The organism is Flavobacterium sp. UBA7680 (assembly GCF_002482975.1).
Lineage (GTDB): Bacteria > Bacteroidota > Bacteroidia > Flavobacteriales > Flavobacteriaceae > Flavobacterium.
Window position 1 is genome coordinate 1 of record NZ_DLHA01000020.1, and the last position, 16,003, is coordinate 16,003.

At 32.2% G+C, this 16,003-nt stretch carries 18 protein-coding genes, 1 pseudogene and 1 riboswitch; of the genes and pseudogenes, 4 read left to right on the plus strand and 15 right to left on the minus strand.

The features are described from left to right. From B3C18_RS07930 to B3C18_RS07940, 3 genes and pseudogenes are all read right to left on the minus strand, one after another. A pseudogene (locus tag B3C18_RS07930) lies at window positions 1-182 on the minus strand (DUF4252 domain-containing protein); the annotation flags it as partial. Window positions 183-200: 18 nt separating this feature from the next. Then, complete coding sequence (locus B3C18_RS07935) at window positions 201-656, minus strand: hypothetical protein (RefSeq protein WP_291145041.1); 456 nt, start codon at window positions 654-656, stop codon at window positions 201-203. Further along, window positions 643-1,152: an RNA polymerase sigma factor gene (locus B3C18_RS07940; RefSeq protein WP_291145043.1), complete on the minus strand. Its 510-nt coding sequence runs from the start codon at window positions 1,150-1,152 to the stop codon at window positions 643-645. Before B3C18_RS07940 ends, B3C18_RS07935 begins: the two co-directional genes overlap by 14 nt. A gap of 161 nt (window positions 1,153-1,313) precedes the next feature. On the opposite strand from B3C18_RS07940, the gene B3C18_RS07945 reads away from it, so the two are divergent. After that, the gene (locus B3C18_RS07945) at window positions 1,314-2,786 is read left to right on the plus strand and encodes a S41 family peptidase (protein WP_291145046.1); all 1,473 of its coding nucleotides are present in this window, start codon (window positions 1,314-1,316) and stop codon (window positions 2,784-2,786) included. 68 nt (window positions 2,787-2,854) lie between these two features. On the opposite strand, the gene B3C18_RS07950 is transcribed toward B3C18_RS07945, so the two are convergent. The 9 genes from B3C18_RS07950 to B3C18_RS07990 form a co-directional block, all read right to left on the minus strand. Further along, window positions 2,855-3,889, minus strand: coding sequence for a YncE family protein (locus B3C18_RS07950; RefSeq protein ID WP_291145049.1), 1,035 nt, complete (start codon window positions 3,887-3,889; stop codon window positions 2,855-2,857). A gap of 5 nt (window positions 3,890-3,894) precedes the next feature. Continuing rightward, a complete protein-coding gene (locus B3C18_RS07955) occupies window positions 3,895-5,745 on the minus strand; it encodes a TonB-dependent receptor plug domain-containing protein (protein WP_291145052.1) in 1,851 nt (616 codons plus the stop codon). A 27-nt stretch (window positions 5,746-5,772) separates the two neighbouring features. Beyond that, window positions 5,773-5,974, minus strand: a riboswitch (cobalamin riboswitch). A gap of 66 nt (window positions 5,975-6,040) precedes the next feature. Further along, complete coding sequence (gene cobC / locus B3C18_RS07960; RefSeq protein WP_291145055.1) at window positions 6,041-6,577, minus strand: alpha-ribazole phosphatase; 537 nt, start codon at window positions 6,575-6,577, stop codon at window positions 6,041-6,043. Continuing rightward, window positions 6,562-7,347, minus strand: a complete 786-nt coding sequence (locus B3C18_RS07965; RefSeq protein ID WP_291145059.1) for an adenosylcobinamide-GDP ribazoletransferase — start codon at window positions 7,345-7,347, stop codon at window positions 6,562-6,564. The genes cobC and B3C18_RS07965 overlap by 16 nt, the downstream gene beginning before the upstream one ends. 428 nt (window positions 7,348-7,775) lie before the next feature. Further along, complete coding sequence (locus B3C18_RS07970; protein WP_291145062.1) at window positions 7,776-8,207, minus strand: transposase; 432 nt, start codon at window positions 8,205-8,207, stop codon at window positions 7,776-7,778. A gap of 66 nt (window positions 8,208-8,273) precedes the next feature. Further along, on the minus strand, window positions 8,274-9,953 hold the full coding sequence (gene cobT / locus B3C18_RS07975) for a nicotinate-nucleotide--dimethylbenzimidazole phosphoribosyltransferase (protein WP_291145065.1): 1,680 nt from the start codon (window positions 9,951-9,953) through the stop codon (window positions 8,274-8,276). 92 nt (window positions 9,954-10,045) lie between these two features. Next, the gene (gene cobU, locus B3C18_RS07980; protein ID WP_291145068.1) at window positions 10,046-10,570 is read right to left on the minus strand and encodes a bifunctional adenosylcobinamide kinase/adenosylcobinamide-phosphate guanylyltransferase; all 525 of its coding nucleotides are present in this window, start codon (window positions 10,568-10,570) and stop codon (window positions 10,046-10,048) included. A 30-nt stretch (window positions 10,571-10,600) separates the two neighbouring features. Further along, window positions 10,601-10,981, minus strand: coding sequence for a four helix bundle protein (locus tag B3C18_RS07985; protein WP_291145071.1), 381 nt, complete (start codon window positions 10,979-10,981; stop codon window positions 10,601-10,603). Between the two features lie 30 nt (window positions 10,982-11,011). Further along, window positions 11,012-11,374, minus strand: a complete 363-nt coding sequence (locus tag B3C18_RS07990; RefSeq protein WP_291145074.1) for a DUF5522 domain-containing protein — start codon at window positions 11,372-11,374, stop codon at window positions 11,012-11,014. 95 nt (window positions 11,375-11,469) lie between these two features. Here B3C18_RS07990 and B3C18_RS07995 point away from each other — a divergent pair, with 95 nt between their 5' ends. From B3C18_RS07995 to B3C18_RS08005, 3 genes are all read left to right on the plus strand, one after another. Then, on the plus strand, window positions 11,470-12,612 hold the full coding sequence (locus B3C18_RS07995; RefSeq protein WP_291145076.1) for an ABC transporter substrate-binding protein: 1,143 nt from the start codon (window positions 11,470-11,472) through the stop codon (window positions 12,610-12,612). 1 nt (window position 12,613) lies between these two features. Beyond that, the gene (locus tag B3C18_RS08000) at window positions 12,614-13,642 is read left to right on the plus strand and encodes a FecCD family ABC transporter permease (RefSeq protein ID WP_408611600.1); all 1,029 of its coding nucleotides are present in this window, start codon (window positions 12,614-12,616) and stop codon (window positions 13,640-13,642) included. A gap of 132 nt (window positions 13,643-13,774) precedes the next feature. After that, window positions 13,775-14,551 carry an ABC transporter ATP-binding protein gene (locus B3C18_RS08005; protein WP_291145079.1) on the plus strand — a complete coding sequence of 259 codons (777 nt, stop codon included), beginning with the start codon at window positions 13,775-13,777 and terminating at the stop codon, window positions 14,549-14,551. 10 nt (window positions 14,552-14,561) lie between these two features. Here B3C18_RS08005 and B3C18_RS08010 read toward each other — a convergent pair whose 3' ends face one another. The 3 genes from B3C18_RS08010 to B3C18_RS08020 are packed head-to-tail and all read right to left on the minus strand — an operon-like array spanning window position 14,562 to window position 15,998. Continuing rightward, a complete protein-coding gene (locus tag B3C18_RS08010; RefSeq protein ID WP_291145081.1) occupies window positions 14,562-15,032 on the minus strand; it encodes a hypothetical protein in 471 nt (156 codons plus the stop codon). A gap of 32 nt (window positions 15,033-15,064) precedes the next feature. Continuing rightward, window positions 15,065-15,541: a hypothetical protein gene (locus tag B3C18_RS08015; RefSeq protein ID WP_291145084.1), complete on the minus strand. Its 477-nt coding sequence runs from the start codon at window positions 15,539-15,541 to the stop codon at window positions 15,065-15,067. A 1-nt stretch (window position 15,542) separates the two neighbouring features. Next, window positions 15,543-15,998 (minus strand): tRNA (cytidine(34)-2'-O)-methyltransferase, encoded by a 456-nt coding sequence (locus B3C18_RS08020; RefSeq protein ID WP_291145086.1) that lies wholly within the window; start codon window positions 15,996-15,998, stop codon window positions 15,543-15,545. Window positions 15,999-16,003: the final 5 nt, after the last annotated feature.

A 16,003-nucleotide genomic window follows, 5' to 3' on the forward strand; every position in this document is an offset into this window, starting at 1 on the left:
ATGTATTGCTGTGTTTCTTTATCAGAAGCATCAACTTTTACTTTACTCATTAAATCAAACATTTTTTTGTTTACAATTACTGAGGTTACATCGTCCTGACCGTCATATTTGTCAAAGGCACTTTGAGCATAAAAAGCTTGTGTAACGAATGCGAAAACTAGAGTTATGATGAAATTTTTCATGATTATTTTTGTGTTTAATTACTGTTTAAAAATTTTGTTTTTTGATTGTTCATATTCGCCAATGTATTGTACACTTTCAATACCTACATTAACATTGTTTGACAATAGAGCCAAAGCTTTTTGCGTTGCTGCAAGGGCTTCTTCAGGATCGTCGTAGGTTCCTAATTCTGACTGAGCGACAACCGGAGTTGTTTTTTCGCCTGCAAAATAATAGGTTCCAATTCCTAGTAAAACAACTACTGAAGCCGCAATTGATATCCACGCCACATTTCGTTTTTTAGTTTTTAGTGGAATTTCCTGCGTTGATTTTTGTTGTTTTACCTGAGAGAAATAACCAAAAATAGGTTTGTACTGCTCCAAATGCTGCGCAACATCTGATGAAGAAAAATATTCTTTTAATTGATTTTCTTCGGCAATAGAGGTTTCTCCCTGAAAGTATTTTTCTAATATATTTTCTATTTTATTTAATTCCATAACTGTGTGCATTTACCATTGATTCTCTTATTTTTTTTCTCGCTCTCGAAAGCGCCACCCGAATTGCGGTTTCGTTCATATTAACGATTTTTGCAATTTCTTCAAATTCATATTGTTCTACATCCCGTAACTGAATTAATATTTGAAGCTGTTCCGGCAGCTGATTTATAATTTTCCCAACCCATTCTAAACTATCAGCATCTTCTAATTTCCGGTCTAACTGCGGCTCACGATCTGTAAAATTATTATGAACAATCTGGAGGTTTCCGGCTCTTTTAGATTTTAACTGATCTAAACAATAATTTTTTGTCATCGTCATCGCCAGTGCTTCAACATTGTTGTAAGTGTCCAGATTCTCTTTTTTATTCCATAATTTTACCATCACTTCCTGAGTAGCGTCTTCGGCTTCCTCGGTACTGGTAAGCAATCGTTTTGCCAGACGAAAAACTTTGTCTTTAAAAGGATTAACTAATTCTATAAACACATTCTGGTTCATAAATTAAAAGGTTATTCGTTAGCTTATATAGTCAAGACGAGCCACAATTATTTTTGTTACAGGAATAATGTAAAATTTTTTTAGATAAAAAGAATACTACTTAAAACTAAAGGTAGTATTTTTACGTTAATAGAATACCAATACACCGAAACCTAATTTCTATGAAACCAATTTTAAAGTCAATACTGTTTTTATTTGTATTAACATTTGCTCTGCAATCTTGTGAAGATGAGGATGATGTAAGGGCTCCTGCTAAATTACAAGTGAATGATTTTATTTGGAAAGGCTTAAATGAAGTTTATTTATGGCAGGCTGATGTGCCTAATTTAGCCGATGATCGTTTTAGTTCTCAGGAGCAATTAAATTCTTTTTTAGAGGGATATTCTGATCCGGAAAACTTATTTCAGGATTTATTAAATAAACCAGTAAGTAAATATCCAAGTAATGCAATCGACCGTTTTAGCTGGATTGTTGACGATTACACTGTTTTAGAACAAGAACTAAACGGAATTACGAAAAATAACGGAGTAGATTTTAAATTAACGAGAGTTGCAGAAGGATCTAATGATTTAGTGGGTTATGTTCGTTATATTATTCCAGGTTCTGATGCTGCGAATAAAGATATCAAAAGAGGAGATTTATTTACGGCTGTAAATGGAACAAAACTGACAGTTTCTAATTACCAGTCATTATTGCTGGGGCCTGATAATTATACTTTAAATTTTGCCAGCCATAGTGGTTCTTCTTTTGTTTTGAATGGAAAATCACTTTCGTTAACGAAAACAACTTTAGAAGAAAATCCAATTTTAATTCATAAAGTAATTACTTCTGGCAGTCATAAAATAGGCTATTTAATGTATAATGGTTTTTATCAGGAATATGATGCCAGATTAAATGATGCTTTTGGCGAATTAAAAGCACAGGGAATTACAGATTTTGTTTTAGACTTAAGATATAATGGAGGAGGTTCTGTTCGATCTTCAACTCGTTTAGCAAGTATGATTACCGGGCAGTTTGAAGGAAGTGTGTTTTCGAAAAGACAATATAACTTTAAATTGATGGCAGGTATGACTACAGAAGATTTGGAGTCATTAAAAGAAAAATTTGTAAGCGGTTTTGACGGAAATACGGTAAATAGTTTAAATATGGCAACAGTTTATATTTTGACGACCTCAAATACTGCATCTGCAAGTGAATTGGTTATAAACGGATTAAAACCTTATATTAACGTAGTACAAATAGGGCAGACTACTATTGGTAAAAACGTAGGGTCATTTACTGTTTATGATTCACCAACTTTTACGAAATCAAATGTAAATCCTAATCATAAATATGCCATGCAGCCTTTAGTTTTTAAAATTACGAATGCTGCAGATTTTGGAGATTATACCGGAGGTTTGGTCCCAACTTATGTTCAGTTTGAATACATTGATAATTATGGGGTTTTAGGTGATCCTTCTGAGCCGTTACTAAATTTGGCAATTTCTAAAATTACAGGTTCAGCAGCTAAGAAAATACAGAATGATCATAGCGCAGTTTTACCAGATATAAGCGATTCTAAAAAAATCAACGGACTACGAAATGAAATGTATTTAGAAAATGCCCCAAAAGAGCTTCTAAGGACATTGAGATAAATAAAAAAAAAGGCTTTCAGAAATGAAAGCCTTTTTTTACCAAAAACAAATAAAAACTAATTCAAAAATTAATTAAAGTAAAAACCGTTTGGACCCACTCCAACAGTTAATTCTTTTTGTAAACTTCCAGTTAAACTGTATATATATGCTTTGCTGTCAGCTTTAAAATCTCCGCTGTCAGCTATGTAAATACGGTTGTTGTTAACTGCAAATCCGTATAAATAACCTAAACTAGGCGTTACGATTGCAGTTGTTGAAGCTTCAGTTGCACTTGTACCAATAGCGTAAACTGAATTGCCTACTGTATAATAAATTTTATTCTCGTAAACATCTAAAAACGCAGCTCCGTCTAATGACTCAGGGAATGTAATTCTAGAAATAGAGTTGTCTGCTAATTTTACTTTTACAATTTCGCTTCTGTCTCCGTAAGGACCTCTTAAAATATATAAAGTTCCATTATCTTCTTCGATACCATCTGCACTTGAACCAATTGCTACAGGAGTCTCTAATGCTTTTGTAGCAATATTTACCACTAATAATTTATCACTATTATAAGGTTCAGTGATATATAATTTACCGTTTTTTTCTACCAGTCTGTTACCTGTTGCGTTTAGATTAATTTTAGACTCATATGTATTTGTAGCTAAATTGATTACCGCAACATAATCATCGGTATTTCCGTTTGGATTACTTACTGAAAAATAAGTATTTGCATTAGTTACATACGCTTTACCATCTTTTACAACACCATATCTTGGGTTTGCAAGTCCAGTATCGATTTTAGCAATCAATTTAAACGTGTATTTGTTTACCACATTTATAACATTTGAACCACCTGCAATAATATAAGCTCTGTCTCCGTCAAAAAAGATGTTTTGAGCATATTTTCCAAGTAAATCTGATCCGTTTGCAGCAGTGTAAACATCTTTTTCAAAAACGTTGAAATCATTACTTGAAAAAGAAACACTTCCTTGTCCTGCGCTTCCTTCATTTAAAATAAGGAATCCGTTTTTATATTCTACCTGGTCATTATCGTCATCACTTGAACAAGAAACGAATAACGAAACGCTAAACGCCATTAAAAGTAATTTACTAAGTTTCATAATTATTAAAATTTTAGAGTTAAATACATATTGAAATTTCGACCCGGCATTGGTCTGTCTTCCAGACTTTCATAATTTTTATTGAAAATGTTTAAGACCTGAAAACCAAGTTTGAAAGAGTCTAAGAATTTAAAATCATAATCGATTCCGACATTTGAAATGTTATAATCGTTTATAATTTCGTCCGGATTATTATCGGCTCTTGTGTAAACAAAACCGTTGTATAAAAATTGGTAATAAGCAGAAATCCTGTTTCGTGAATAAGCAACAGAAGCCGTTACTTTATTATAAGGAACAAAGAAAAGCTGTTTTTTAGTTGCCTCATCTTTTGAAGCGGTATAAGCATAAGAAGCATTGGCACTTAAGTTATTTTTACCGTATTGTTTTTTCCAGCTCAATAAAGTTTCAGCACCGTAACTATTAACATTGTCTTTATTTATAGGACTCCAAATTCCGTTTTTACCCGGAATCCATTGCAGTAAATCTTTAATTTTGATATAGTAGAAAGTCTGCGTAAGCGAAATGTTTTTGAAAGTGAACACGTTTCCAATTTCTGCCTGATAAGAACTTTCAGGTTTTAAATCCGGATTTCCGCCTTCTTCCCAATACAAATCATTATAAGTTGGAATTCTGAAGTTTCGGGAAACATTCAGTTTGAAATTGTACAATTTACTAAACTGATACGAAGATCCTAAAGAGAATAAAACGGGAGATTTGTAATTATCTGTAAACTCTTTTCGAACACCAAATTCGTTTTTCCAGGCTTCAGAAAAATCTTGTTTGACCAATAATCCTGTTGAACTGATTTCGCGAACGTGATCGCCAAAACTGCTTCCGTATCCTTTAGTTCTGTTATAATCTAAAATTCCATTTATCTGTGTTGATTTGAATAAAGTATATCCTAAATCAAGTTTTGTAATTAAACTTTCGGTTTTTCCGTAAGTGTAGATATTGCTTGAATTATCAGCAAAATATTGATAGTTTTCAAAGATATACGCCGTTTTAAAATTGGTTTTAAATTTTCCAAAATCACCGTCGTACTCTAATAAACTTCGATTGAAACCATTTACATATTTGCTTTTCGTTTCCGTTTCTACAACCAAGGAAGTATTTCGGTCTGTATTTGAAAACTGACTATAAAGCTTTAAAGTATTTTTTGAGTCGATTTTATAACCAGCATTGGCGCTCATAGTTATAATATCGTATTGCCCGTTTTGATTCCAGCGTTGTTCGCCTCGCCAAGTGTAACGGTTTAAATATTTATAATCGTTTGTGGAGCTGTTTTTAGAAAAACCAATTTGTGCGCTCCATTTTTCGTTAGAAATATTCGTTTTATAATTTATTCCAATAGTATTAAAACTTCCGTAATCGAGTTTTAAATTATTCTCAAATCGATTATAAAATGCCAGATCGTTATTTAAATGCACCGTTCCGCCAATCGCACCGCTTCCGTAAATAACACTTCCGCCGCCCGCTTTTACACTAATCGAATTATAATCAGAACCCGAAATTGTGTTGAAATCGGTACTTCCGTTCATTTGCGAATTAATATTAATTCCGTTCCAGATTACAGCCGTTTGAGAAGAGGTAGTTCCGCGAAAAGAAACCGTAGAAAGCATTCCGCGTCCGTATTCTTTAAAATAAATCGTAGAATTGAAATTTAAAAGATCAGTCAGTAAAGCTTCATTTTTATTGATAATTGAATCACTAAGCTTTAAAACCGATTGTGAATTGGAGTATTTTTTAAGATTCGCATCAGAAACGATGATTTCTTTTAATTTAATAGAATCGCTCTGCGCCGAAATTAATTGGCACAACATTAAAAGTAAAAAAGCAAAACGTATTCTTAAAGTCATAATTTCTACACTCTTTTTCCCGAGAGCTCGATATTTGTTACAAAGGCAGGTCTCCTGGCTTGCGTCTTGTTGTTTACCTTCCCATTCGCCGGGGCGAGCAGTGGTTTTGTAGTTTACAACAAGCATTCTTTTTAGAACTTAGCTTACAGTTGCGGGAACAGCTCAAGATTTTACTTGATTCCCTTTTAATGTGTTTTGTAAAAACACAACCTTAATTTGCTGCAAAGATAAAGTTAAAATTACTGAATATTCAAATTTGTTTTACTATTTCAATTAAATTCTAAACAAAACTAAATTAAAATGTAATTTTTATGACTTGTCCGAAATCGACTTTATTTTGAAAAGCTTCTTTTAATGGCAGTGAAGTTTGATGGCATAATATGCTTCTGATAATTCCGGCATGCGCTACAATAATAATAGGCTGCTGATTTTTCTGCGAAATTTGTTCTGCTAAAAAATCACCCGCTCTTTGATGTAATTCCACAAATGATTCACCATTTAAAACTTGAATGTTTACAAAATCTTCCATCCATGGATTTAATTGTTCTGGCGGAATTTCGTTCCAGTTTTTCAGTTCCCAGTCGCCAAAATTCATTTCTTTCAAGCGCTCGTCTTCCTGATAAGAAATTGTTTTTATATTTTGCTGAATGTGTTTTGCTAAAATAGAACAGCGTTTTAACGGACTTGAAAAAATAATAGCTTCTGAAGGTAATTCTGAAACAATTCGGTTAAAAATTTCGTCAAAAGGTTCTGCAATATTTACATCAGACTGACCGTAACAAATTCCTTTTTCGCAGATGGTTTCGGTGTGGCGAACTAAATAAATTTCCATATAAAAAGAATACTTAAATAATAAATTACTTCGCAAACTTGCTGTGTTGCGCCAAGACAATCTCCGGTATAACCATTAATCCATTTTTGAAAATATCGAGCAAGAAAATATCGGGTTATAAAAACAGGAATTATAGCTAAGAGAACTTTATAATTGAAATAGGAGAGTGCCAATAACGGAATTAACCCAAAGAAAAAAGATCCGAAAACTTCTTTCCAGCTATGTTGTTTAGCTATTGGTTTGCTTTTACTTGAAGCATCATCACGAGAATATTGATGTGTAAAAATAATGCTGATCGCCGCCAAACGACTTAAAGAATGTGCCGAAATAAATAAGAGGAAAATCAGTAAAATGTTATTAGTGAAAAGTAAAATGGATTCTGAAAGTAATTTGAATTTTGCCAAAAAAAGTAAAACCAATCCAATTGCTCCATAAGCGCCAATCGCGCTGTCTTTCATGATCATCAGGATTTTTTCTTTGGTCCAGCCGCCGCCAAATCCGTCGCAGACATCTGCAAATCCATCTTCATGAAATGCACCTGTTGTTAAAACTGAAATTATTATTGCAAAAATCACAGCTGTTTCTGTAGAAAGAAAAAGGGAAAAAATATAAAAAGCCAGAAATGAAATTGTTCCAACAATCCAGCCAATAAAAGGAAAGTATCTTGTTGCTTTATTTAAATAATCTGGATCGTGAGTAATGTTTTTTGGACAGGGAATTCTGGTGTAGAACATTAAACAGGTAAAGAAAATGTGTAGTTCTTTTTTCATTTAGATTGTGGTATTTGGCTAAAGCCTTTTTGAGAGGCAATTATTTTATTCCAACATCTAAAGATGTTGGCAGTTAATTTTTGTATTATTTTATTAATAGTTCCTTCTTTCAGATTTAATAAGTAATCGAAAATAAAAAAAAGTTTAATTGCCTCCAGATTTATCTGGAGGTTTGAGGAATGTTATGTCTAAAAGGCTTTAGCCAAATATCATTAAGATATTTTAAAATAAAAATTCTTTACAAATTTATTTGGCTAAAGCCTCTTTAGGTATCATAATTTTCACCAACATCTAAAGATGTTGGCAATTGATTTTTTTAAATGATTTCTTTATTGAAAAATATTTGAAAATAAAAAAATATTTAATTGCCTCCAGATTTATCTGGAGGTCTCAGAATACCATATATGAAAGGCTTTAGCCAAATTTCGTCAAGATATTTTAAATCCAAATTTGACTATAAATTCATCGTATTCCTCTTGAAATGTTTTCTTTTTACGATGTTCCTCTTGATTAATAATATAATCTCTCACTTTGCCAACTATAGATTCTGATACAGAAACCGCAAAATATTCATCCTGCCATTCAAATTTTTCTTTGGTCAATTGATTTTTATTAATCCAATACGAAGATTCACCTTTTAATAATTGTATTGTTTTTTGAATAGTCTGATTATTTCCTAACGAAATCAAACAATGGCAATGATCAGAATATCCACTAATATAATCAAGATATATTTCTTTTTTTAATGCATTTTCTTTTATGTGGTGCCAAATTTTTTGGCGAAGATCAATCGAATTTAAAAACGGAAATCTGTTTTTTGTGCTCCAGACACAATGAATATAAACTTTAGTAAAAGGCATGTATGATTTTTTAAAATAATTTCAATTTATGATTCAAAGATATAAACTGTAAATCAAAATTGAAAACTATTTCCTACTAACTCCGGCACTTTCAAAACTAGCCATATCATTCAAAAAAGCCTCAGCCGATTTTAAAATAGGAAAAGCAATTGCACAGCCCGTTCCTTCGCCAAGACGCAAATCTAAATTTAAAATAGGTTTAGCACCAAGATAATCTAATAATTTTTGATGCGCTTTTTCGGCAGAACAATGACAGAAAACGGCATTTCTTTTAATATCAGGATTTATTTTAGAAGCAATTAAATATGCGACAGAACAAATAAAACCATCAACCAGAATCAGCATTTTATTTTCATAAGCCGTTAGCATTCCGCTTGCCATTTGAATAATTTCAAAACCTCCAAAATAGGCGATATGTTGTTTTAATTCGGCTTGACCGGAATAATTCCCGATTGCTTTTTTTAGAATATTTTGTTTATTTAGAAGTTTTTGATCGTTAATTCCAGTTCCTTTTCCAACACATTCTTCGATAGAAAAACCAGTTAAAAGACTCATTAAAACCGATGCTGTTGAAGTATTTCCAATTCCCATTTCGCCAAAACCAATGCAGTTTGAACCTGTTTTCGCAATGTTTTCTACAATTGATTTTCCTTTTTCAAAACACAAATTCAATTCAGTTTCGCTCATGGCGGGAACATGTAGAAAAGATTGCGTTCCTTTTGCAATTTTGGCATTAATCAATTTTGCATTTGTTGGAAAATCATAATTTACGCCCGAATCTACAATTGATAATTCGATATTATTTTGTTTACAGAAAACATTAATCGCAGCTCCGCCTTCGAGAAAATTAGTCACCATTTGACGCGTCACATCCTGCGGATAATCGCTCACGCCATGATTCGCAATTCCGTGATCTGCTGCAAAAACAACAATATTAGGATTTAGGATTTTGGGATTTAAAGTTTCAAAAACGGTCGCCATTTGAAAAGCCAAAGTTTCTAACGTTCCTAATGAACCAACAGGTTTTGTTTTTGAATCTATTTTTTCTTGTAAAAGTGTACCGAAATCAGTTTTGTCTTCAACTTTACTTGAAGGCTTTAAATCAAAATCAGAAATATTGATTTGATGAATTTCGTTGATTTCTTTACAGTCTGCAGTTTCAGATTTTTGTTTCCAATGCAATTGCTGTAACATAGGCTGATTGCCGTAATTTGTGGCAGGTTTACCAATACAGAAATAACCAAGCGGTTCTATATTTTCTGGTAAATCTAAAATCTTTTTAAACTGAAAATAGTTTAAAATAGAAACCCAGCCCATTCCGTAACCTTGTTCCGTGAGTGAAAGCCAAATATTCTGCGCCGCACAAACCGAACTAAATTTCACGGCTTCATTACTGCCAATAGTTCCAATTGTAAATTGATTTAAAACCGAACGATCGTAAGCAATGATAAGCCCAATTGGAGCTTCTTCAATTGCTTCTAATTTTAGTGATCTATAAAGTTCTTTCTGTTCCGGATTATCGGTAAGTTCTTCGGCTTTTTTGTTATAATCTAAAAACAGGTTTTTAATAGCGCATTTAACTTCATCCGATTTAATGATATAATATCTTGTCGCATCAGTCAAACCAACAGAAGGAGCCCAATGTCCGGCCTGTAAAGCTTTTTGAATTACTTCATCAGGAACTTCATCGGTTGTAAAATGTCGGGTATCGCGACGTGATTTTAATATATCGTCTAAATGGCTCATTTCTAAATTCCAATTTTTTTAAATTCCAAATTCCAATTTTTCATAATTGAAATATTCTAGTAAAGATAAAGTATAGCCTTGGAATTTGGAATTTAAATTTTGGAATTTTCTCCTTTGATCTTTACTGGAATTCCAGAAACCATTAAAACAACTTCATCTGCATTTGATGCTAAAAACTGATTCATCCAGCCTTGAAGTTCGGTAAATTTTCTGCCAATTTCAGTTGCGGCGTGAACGCCCATTCCAATTTCGTTGGTTACAATAATTAGAGTTGCATTTTCCTGATTGGCAATTGAAAGAAATTCTTTTTTAGCTTCTTCTAAACTTAAAGTTACGTCATTTTTATTGTCGACAAAAAAGTTGGTCAGCCAAAGCGTTACACAGTCGATTAAAGCAACTTTTCCTGAAAAGTTTATTTCGCTTAAATGTTTTTCTTTTTCAATATTCGTCCAGCGTTCGTCTCTTTCCTGTTGATGACGATCAATTCGATTTTGAAAATCCGAATCCCATTTTCGGGCCGTCGCCACATATATAGGTGAATTAGAAAGCCGCAAAGCGAGATTTTGAGCATAACTGCTTTTTCCTGATCGCTCGCCGCCGGTTATTAAGTAAATCATTTATAATGGTTAATTATTGATTGTTAATTATTAATTTAATTTGGAAACTTTTTTTGCTTCTAAATGATTTTTGGAAGTTTTAAGAATACTCGTTATTAATTTCAAAATTGAAATTGCGTCATTATTAATATTTTCGAATTCCTTTTCATTTAAATAATCAGTTGCTTTTAATAATTCTAACCAATAAACAGTTTCATTAGCTTCTTTCTGGGCAATTGCAAATTTATGAATGAAGTCACTTTTGCTTTCAGCATGTTCAGCTTCTCTAATCATTGCGCCAACGCTAGTTCCTGATCTTAGAAGTTGTTTAGAAAGTATAAATTCTTTTTTATCATTATTTAAATATTGATATAGCTTGACAATTCTGATCGCAAAATCAAAACTTTTATTTTTAACAACGTTGTTTTTCATAATTAACAACTAACAATTTATAATTAACAATTAGTACGGGCAATGACGACACTTGTTTCCACAGCAAGTTCCGCGTTTTAAATGAAACCAGGCTTTAAAAACCATATTGCCATCTTCCGTATAATAGTCAATTCCCTCAATTAGTTTTTCTGTTTTGGGTAAAGATATGGCTTTATTTTTAAGGGCATTTTTAGGAGTAATAGTTTCAATATAAGCATCGATTTTATCCTCGCATGCTTCTTTAAAACAAACGGGACAAAGACAGTCTCCTCCTTCAGAAAGATTGAAAATAGGTGGGTAATCATTACACCAGCATTTATCTTCAACCGAAATATCTCCACAGCTGAATTGAGATTCACAGCTTGAGCAAACTTTAATTTTTGTGGTATTCATGATGCAAAGATACAAATTGTTGAATTTTGTAAGAATAAAGATAAACAAAAAATTTAGAAAATGCTTTACCTTTGTTCCTTTCGAAAACGTAAAATATGAGACATTTATTCCCTAAATTGATTTTTATTTCTTCTTTTTTTATTCTCTTCGGATGTAAGAAGAACGAAACGAGCGAAGTAGCTAAAATTGAAACTGCAAAAAATAGTATCGAATATGCATCTGGACTTTCTATTGTAAAATATGATGCTTACTCAGTCGTAACAGTTTCAAATCCATGGCCTAACGCAAATAAGGATTTTAAATATATTTTAAAAGAAAAAGAAGCAAAAGTTCCGGATAGTCTTCAATCTTATACTACAATTCAGGTTCCGTTAGAATCTGTTGTGGTGACTTCAACTACTAACATTCCGTTTTTAGAAATGCTTGAAGTGGAGAATAAATTGGTTGGTTTTCCCCATACCGATTATATTTCATCTGAAAAAACCAGAGCTTTAATTGACAAAGGTTCTGTGAAAAACGTTGGACAAAATGAAAAATTAAATATCGAACAATTAATAGAATTATCGCCAGATTTGATTGTGACTTTTGGAGTAGATAATAATAATCCGATGCTGGACAATTTGAAAAAAAGCGGTTTAAATGTTTTAATTCAGGGCGACTGGATGGAACAATCTCCACTTGGAAAAGCAGAATGGATAAAGCTTTACGGAGCATTATTTGGTAAAGAAGAAAAAGCAAAAGAATTGTTTGATAAAATTGTTCAGAGTTACGATCAGGCTAAAAAACTGGCTGCAGAAAAAACAGCAAATTTAACAGTTTTATACGGTTCGATGTATGAAGATGTTTGGTATGTTGCCAAAGGAAACAGCTGGGTTGCCGAATTTATGAAAGATGCTCACGCTAATTATTTATGGGCAGATTTAAAAGGAACAGGAAGTGAAGGTTTGTCTTTTGAAAAAGTTTTAGATAAAGCAAAAACAGCAAACGTTTGGATTGCTTCGGGTTCTTTTAAAAGTCTGGATGAATTGCAGAAAGCAAATCCGCATTATAGTGAATTTGATGCTTTTACAAATAAAAGTGTTTATAGTTTCGAAGGAAAATTAGGTGCAACCGGAGGAACGGTTTATTACGAATTAGCGCCAAGCCGTCCGGATTTAGTTTTAAAAGATTACATTAAAATTTTTCACCCTGATTTAATGTCGAATTACGAATTTACTTTTGCATCAAAACTGAATTAAATTGGCAAACAAAAAACGAAATACCATTTTATTTGTTGTTTTGGCTTTAGGTCTTTTATTGATGTTTTTTGCGAGCATTAGTTTAGGATCTGTCACGATTCCGTTAAAAGATGTTTTTACAAGTTTAACCGGAGGACATGCAACAAAATCAACTTGGGAATATATCATTATAAATTATCGTCTGCCAAAAGCTATTACCGCAGTTTTAGTGGGAACGGGACTTTCGATCAGCGGACTTTTAATGCAGACTTTATTTAGAAACCCGCTTGCTGGGCCTTATGTTTTAGGATTAAGTTCCGGAGCGAGTTTAGGCGTTGCTTTTGTGATTTTAGGAGCGGGTTTTTTACCTTCATTTTTAAGTGTTATTGCTTTATCGTCATACGGAATTGTAATTGCGTCTACTTTTGGTAGTACATTAGTTTTATTGTTGGTTTTAGTAGTTTCTCAAAGATTACGGGACACAATGGCCATTTTAATTGTTGGATTAATGTTCGGAAGTTTTACAACCGCAATCGTAAGTGTTCTAACGTATTTCAGTACAGCAGAACAATTACAGAAATTTACTTTTTGGTCAATGGGAAGTCTTGGGAATCTTTCCTGGCCAACAATTGGAATTTTGACTTTCTGTGTTGGAATTGGATTGCTTTTAAGCGCTAAAAGTATTAAACCTTTAAATGCTTTGCTTTTAGGAGAAAACTATGCAAAAAGTATGGGTTTGAATTTTAAAAGAGCCAGACTGATTATCATATTTGCAACAAGTATTTTATCTGGAGCGATTACGGCTTTTGCCGGGCCAATTGCTTTTGTTGGATTAGCGGTTCCGCATATTGCAAAGCTGACTTTTCAAACCAGTAATCATACTATTTTGTTTTGGAGTACTTTGTTTTTCGGATCGATTATAATGTTGTTTTGTGATATTGTATCTCAAATGCCGGGATTTGATGTTACGCTGCCAATAAATGCCATAACGTCTATAATTGGTGCTCCGGTTGTGATTTGGCTTTTGGTACGAAAAAGAAATTTCCAATAATTATTGGTCACAGATTTTACGGATTAAACAGATTTTCACAGATTATTTTTTAATCATTTTAATCCTTGTAATCTGTGGCAAAAGAAAAAACTTAGCAGCTTAGTATCTTAGAACCTTAGCAACTTTAAAAAAATGATAAGTATCTTAAAAACTTCAAATTTAAATATTGGATATAAATCCAAACATGCGGTTGTGACTATTGCTGAGAATTTAAATTTGAATTTAAGTTCTGGAAAACTCATTTCTTTGATTGGTGCAAACGGAATTGGGAAATCGACTTTATTGCGCACCATTACCGGAATTCAGCATCCTTTATCTGGGAATGTTTATTTGAATCATAAAAATATTTCAACATATAAACCTTTAGATTTAGCGCAGAATTTAAGTTTGGTTTTAACCGAAAAACTACCGCCAAGTAATCTTTCTGTTTTTGAATTGGTGGCACTTGGTCGTCAGCCTTATACCAATTGGGTGGGAACTTTAACCCAAACTGATATCGATAAAGTTCAGGAAGCCATGCAGCTGACGCAAATAGAACATCTTTCGCATAAAAAACATTATGAAATAAGCGACGGACAATTGCAAAAGGTTTTAATTGCCAGAGCTTTGGCACAAGATACGCCGCTGATTATTTTAGATGAACCAACAACACATTTAGATTTATTACATAAAGTTTCATTATTTAAATTATTAAAGAAACTAACTCAGGAAACTCAAAAATGTATTTTGTTTTCAACACATGATATTGATTTGGCAATTCAATTAAGCGACGAAATGATTGTCATGACTCCTGAAAATGTAGTTCAGGATGAACCTTGCAATTTAATTTCAAACGGAAGTTTTGCAGCCTTGTTCAAAGATGAGCATATTATTTTTGATGCTGAAAAAGGGAAGTTTATTGTGACTTAATTATTTAAATTTAGTCTTTATTTTCCATTTCAATATTTAGAATTTTTGTTAGAATTTTTAAAGATGCATTAGCTTTATTTTTAAAGTTAATGTAAAATGCGATGGCTGTAAAAACTATGAAAAATGCCAATATTTTCCAGCTGAAAAAATCATCTATTGGATTTATAAATAAGAAAACAGTAAAGCTTATATTTAATAGTAGAATTAAAAATAATATCAGCTTTAAATGAGAAGGTATTTTGAAACTTAAGATGATAACACGATGATTTAAATATTCTATTATCTCGCCATTAATTTCAGGGCGCAATTGATTTTTTGGACCAAAATCAAATGTTGGGAATATTTGAAATTCAGAAGCTGATATCTTTCCTTCAAACTTATATCCTTCTTTTGAATTTGTATAAAATTTTTCGGTAATAGAATTGAGTTTATTTACAATATCTTCAGTTTTTAAGTTTGTTTTTAATTTAAAATTATACATTTTTTAATGTTATTAGATTCAGGAAATATACTTTATAGAATATTATTTTCTTTCTTAAATCTATTTCGATGAATAGTAAGAGTGTGTTGCAATTCAAGAAAATTAGTACTCAGACTTGAAATGTTAAACTGCATTATCTGATTTGGTTCGATAATATGGTAGACAAAATAATAGGAATTCCTTTGATTACCGCGTTTAATATCAACTCTTTCATTTTCAATGTTGCTCCAAGGAACTATAGCTTGTTCTTTATACTGAATTCCCTTAGAATTTATTCTAAACTGAATTTCATCAATTGTTCTTATGAATTTAATTAGATAACGAATCGGGAACAGAGAAATTAAAAAAATTATCGATGCTATTACGAATTCATGTTGTTTTAAAGCATTAATGATCCAAACAAATAAGGCAATTACTATTAGTATTCCAATAAGAATATTTGCTCTGGTCTTATAAATCAGAGTTTCTTTGGAATAACTAAGGTTATTTAAATCTATAAATGGCCTCATATTATTTCTTTAACCCAATCTGTCTCTTAGCTTCACCAACCACAAAAGCAACAGAATTCGCAATATTAAAAGAGCGAATAAGCGGAGACATAGGAATCGTTAAATGATTTTCAAATCGAGCCATAAATTCTTTGCTTAAACCCACGCTTTCTTTTCCAAAAACTAACCAATCGCCATCTTGAAATTCATTTTCTAAATATGATTTGTCAGAATGAGAACTCATTAAAAATACACGAGAATGATCTGGAATTTGTTGCACCCATTCGTCTACATTTTGATATTCGGTAACATCAAGGTGTACCCAATAATCCAAACCGGAACGTTTAAGGTTTTTATCATTAATTACAAAACCAAAAGGATGAATTAAATGAAGTCGGCTTTCAGTTCCTACGCACAATCTTCCAATGTTTCCAGTGTTATTTGGTATTTCTGGTTCTACAAGAACTACGTTTAGCATTTTTT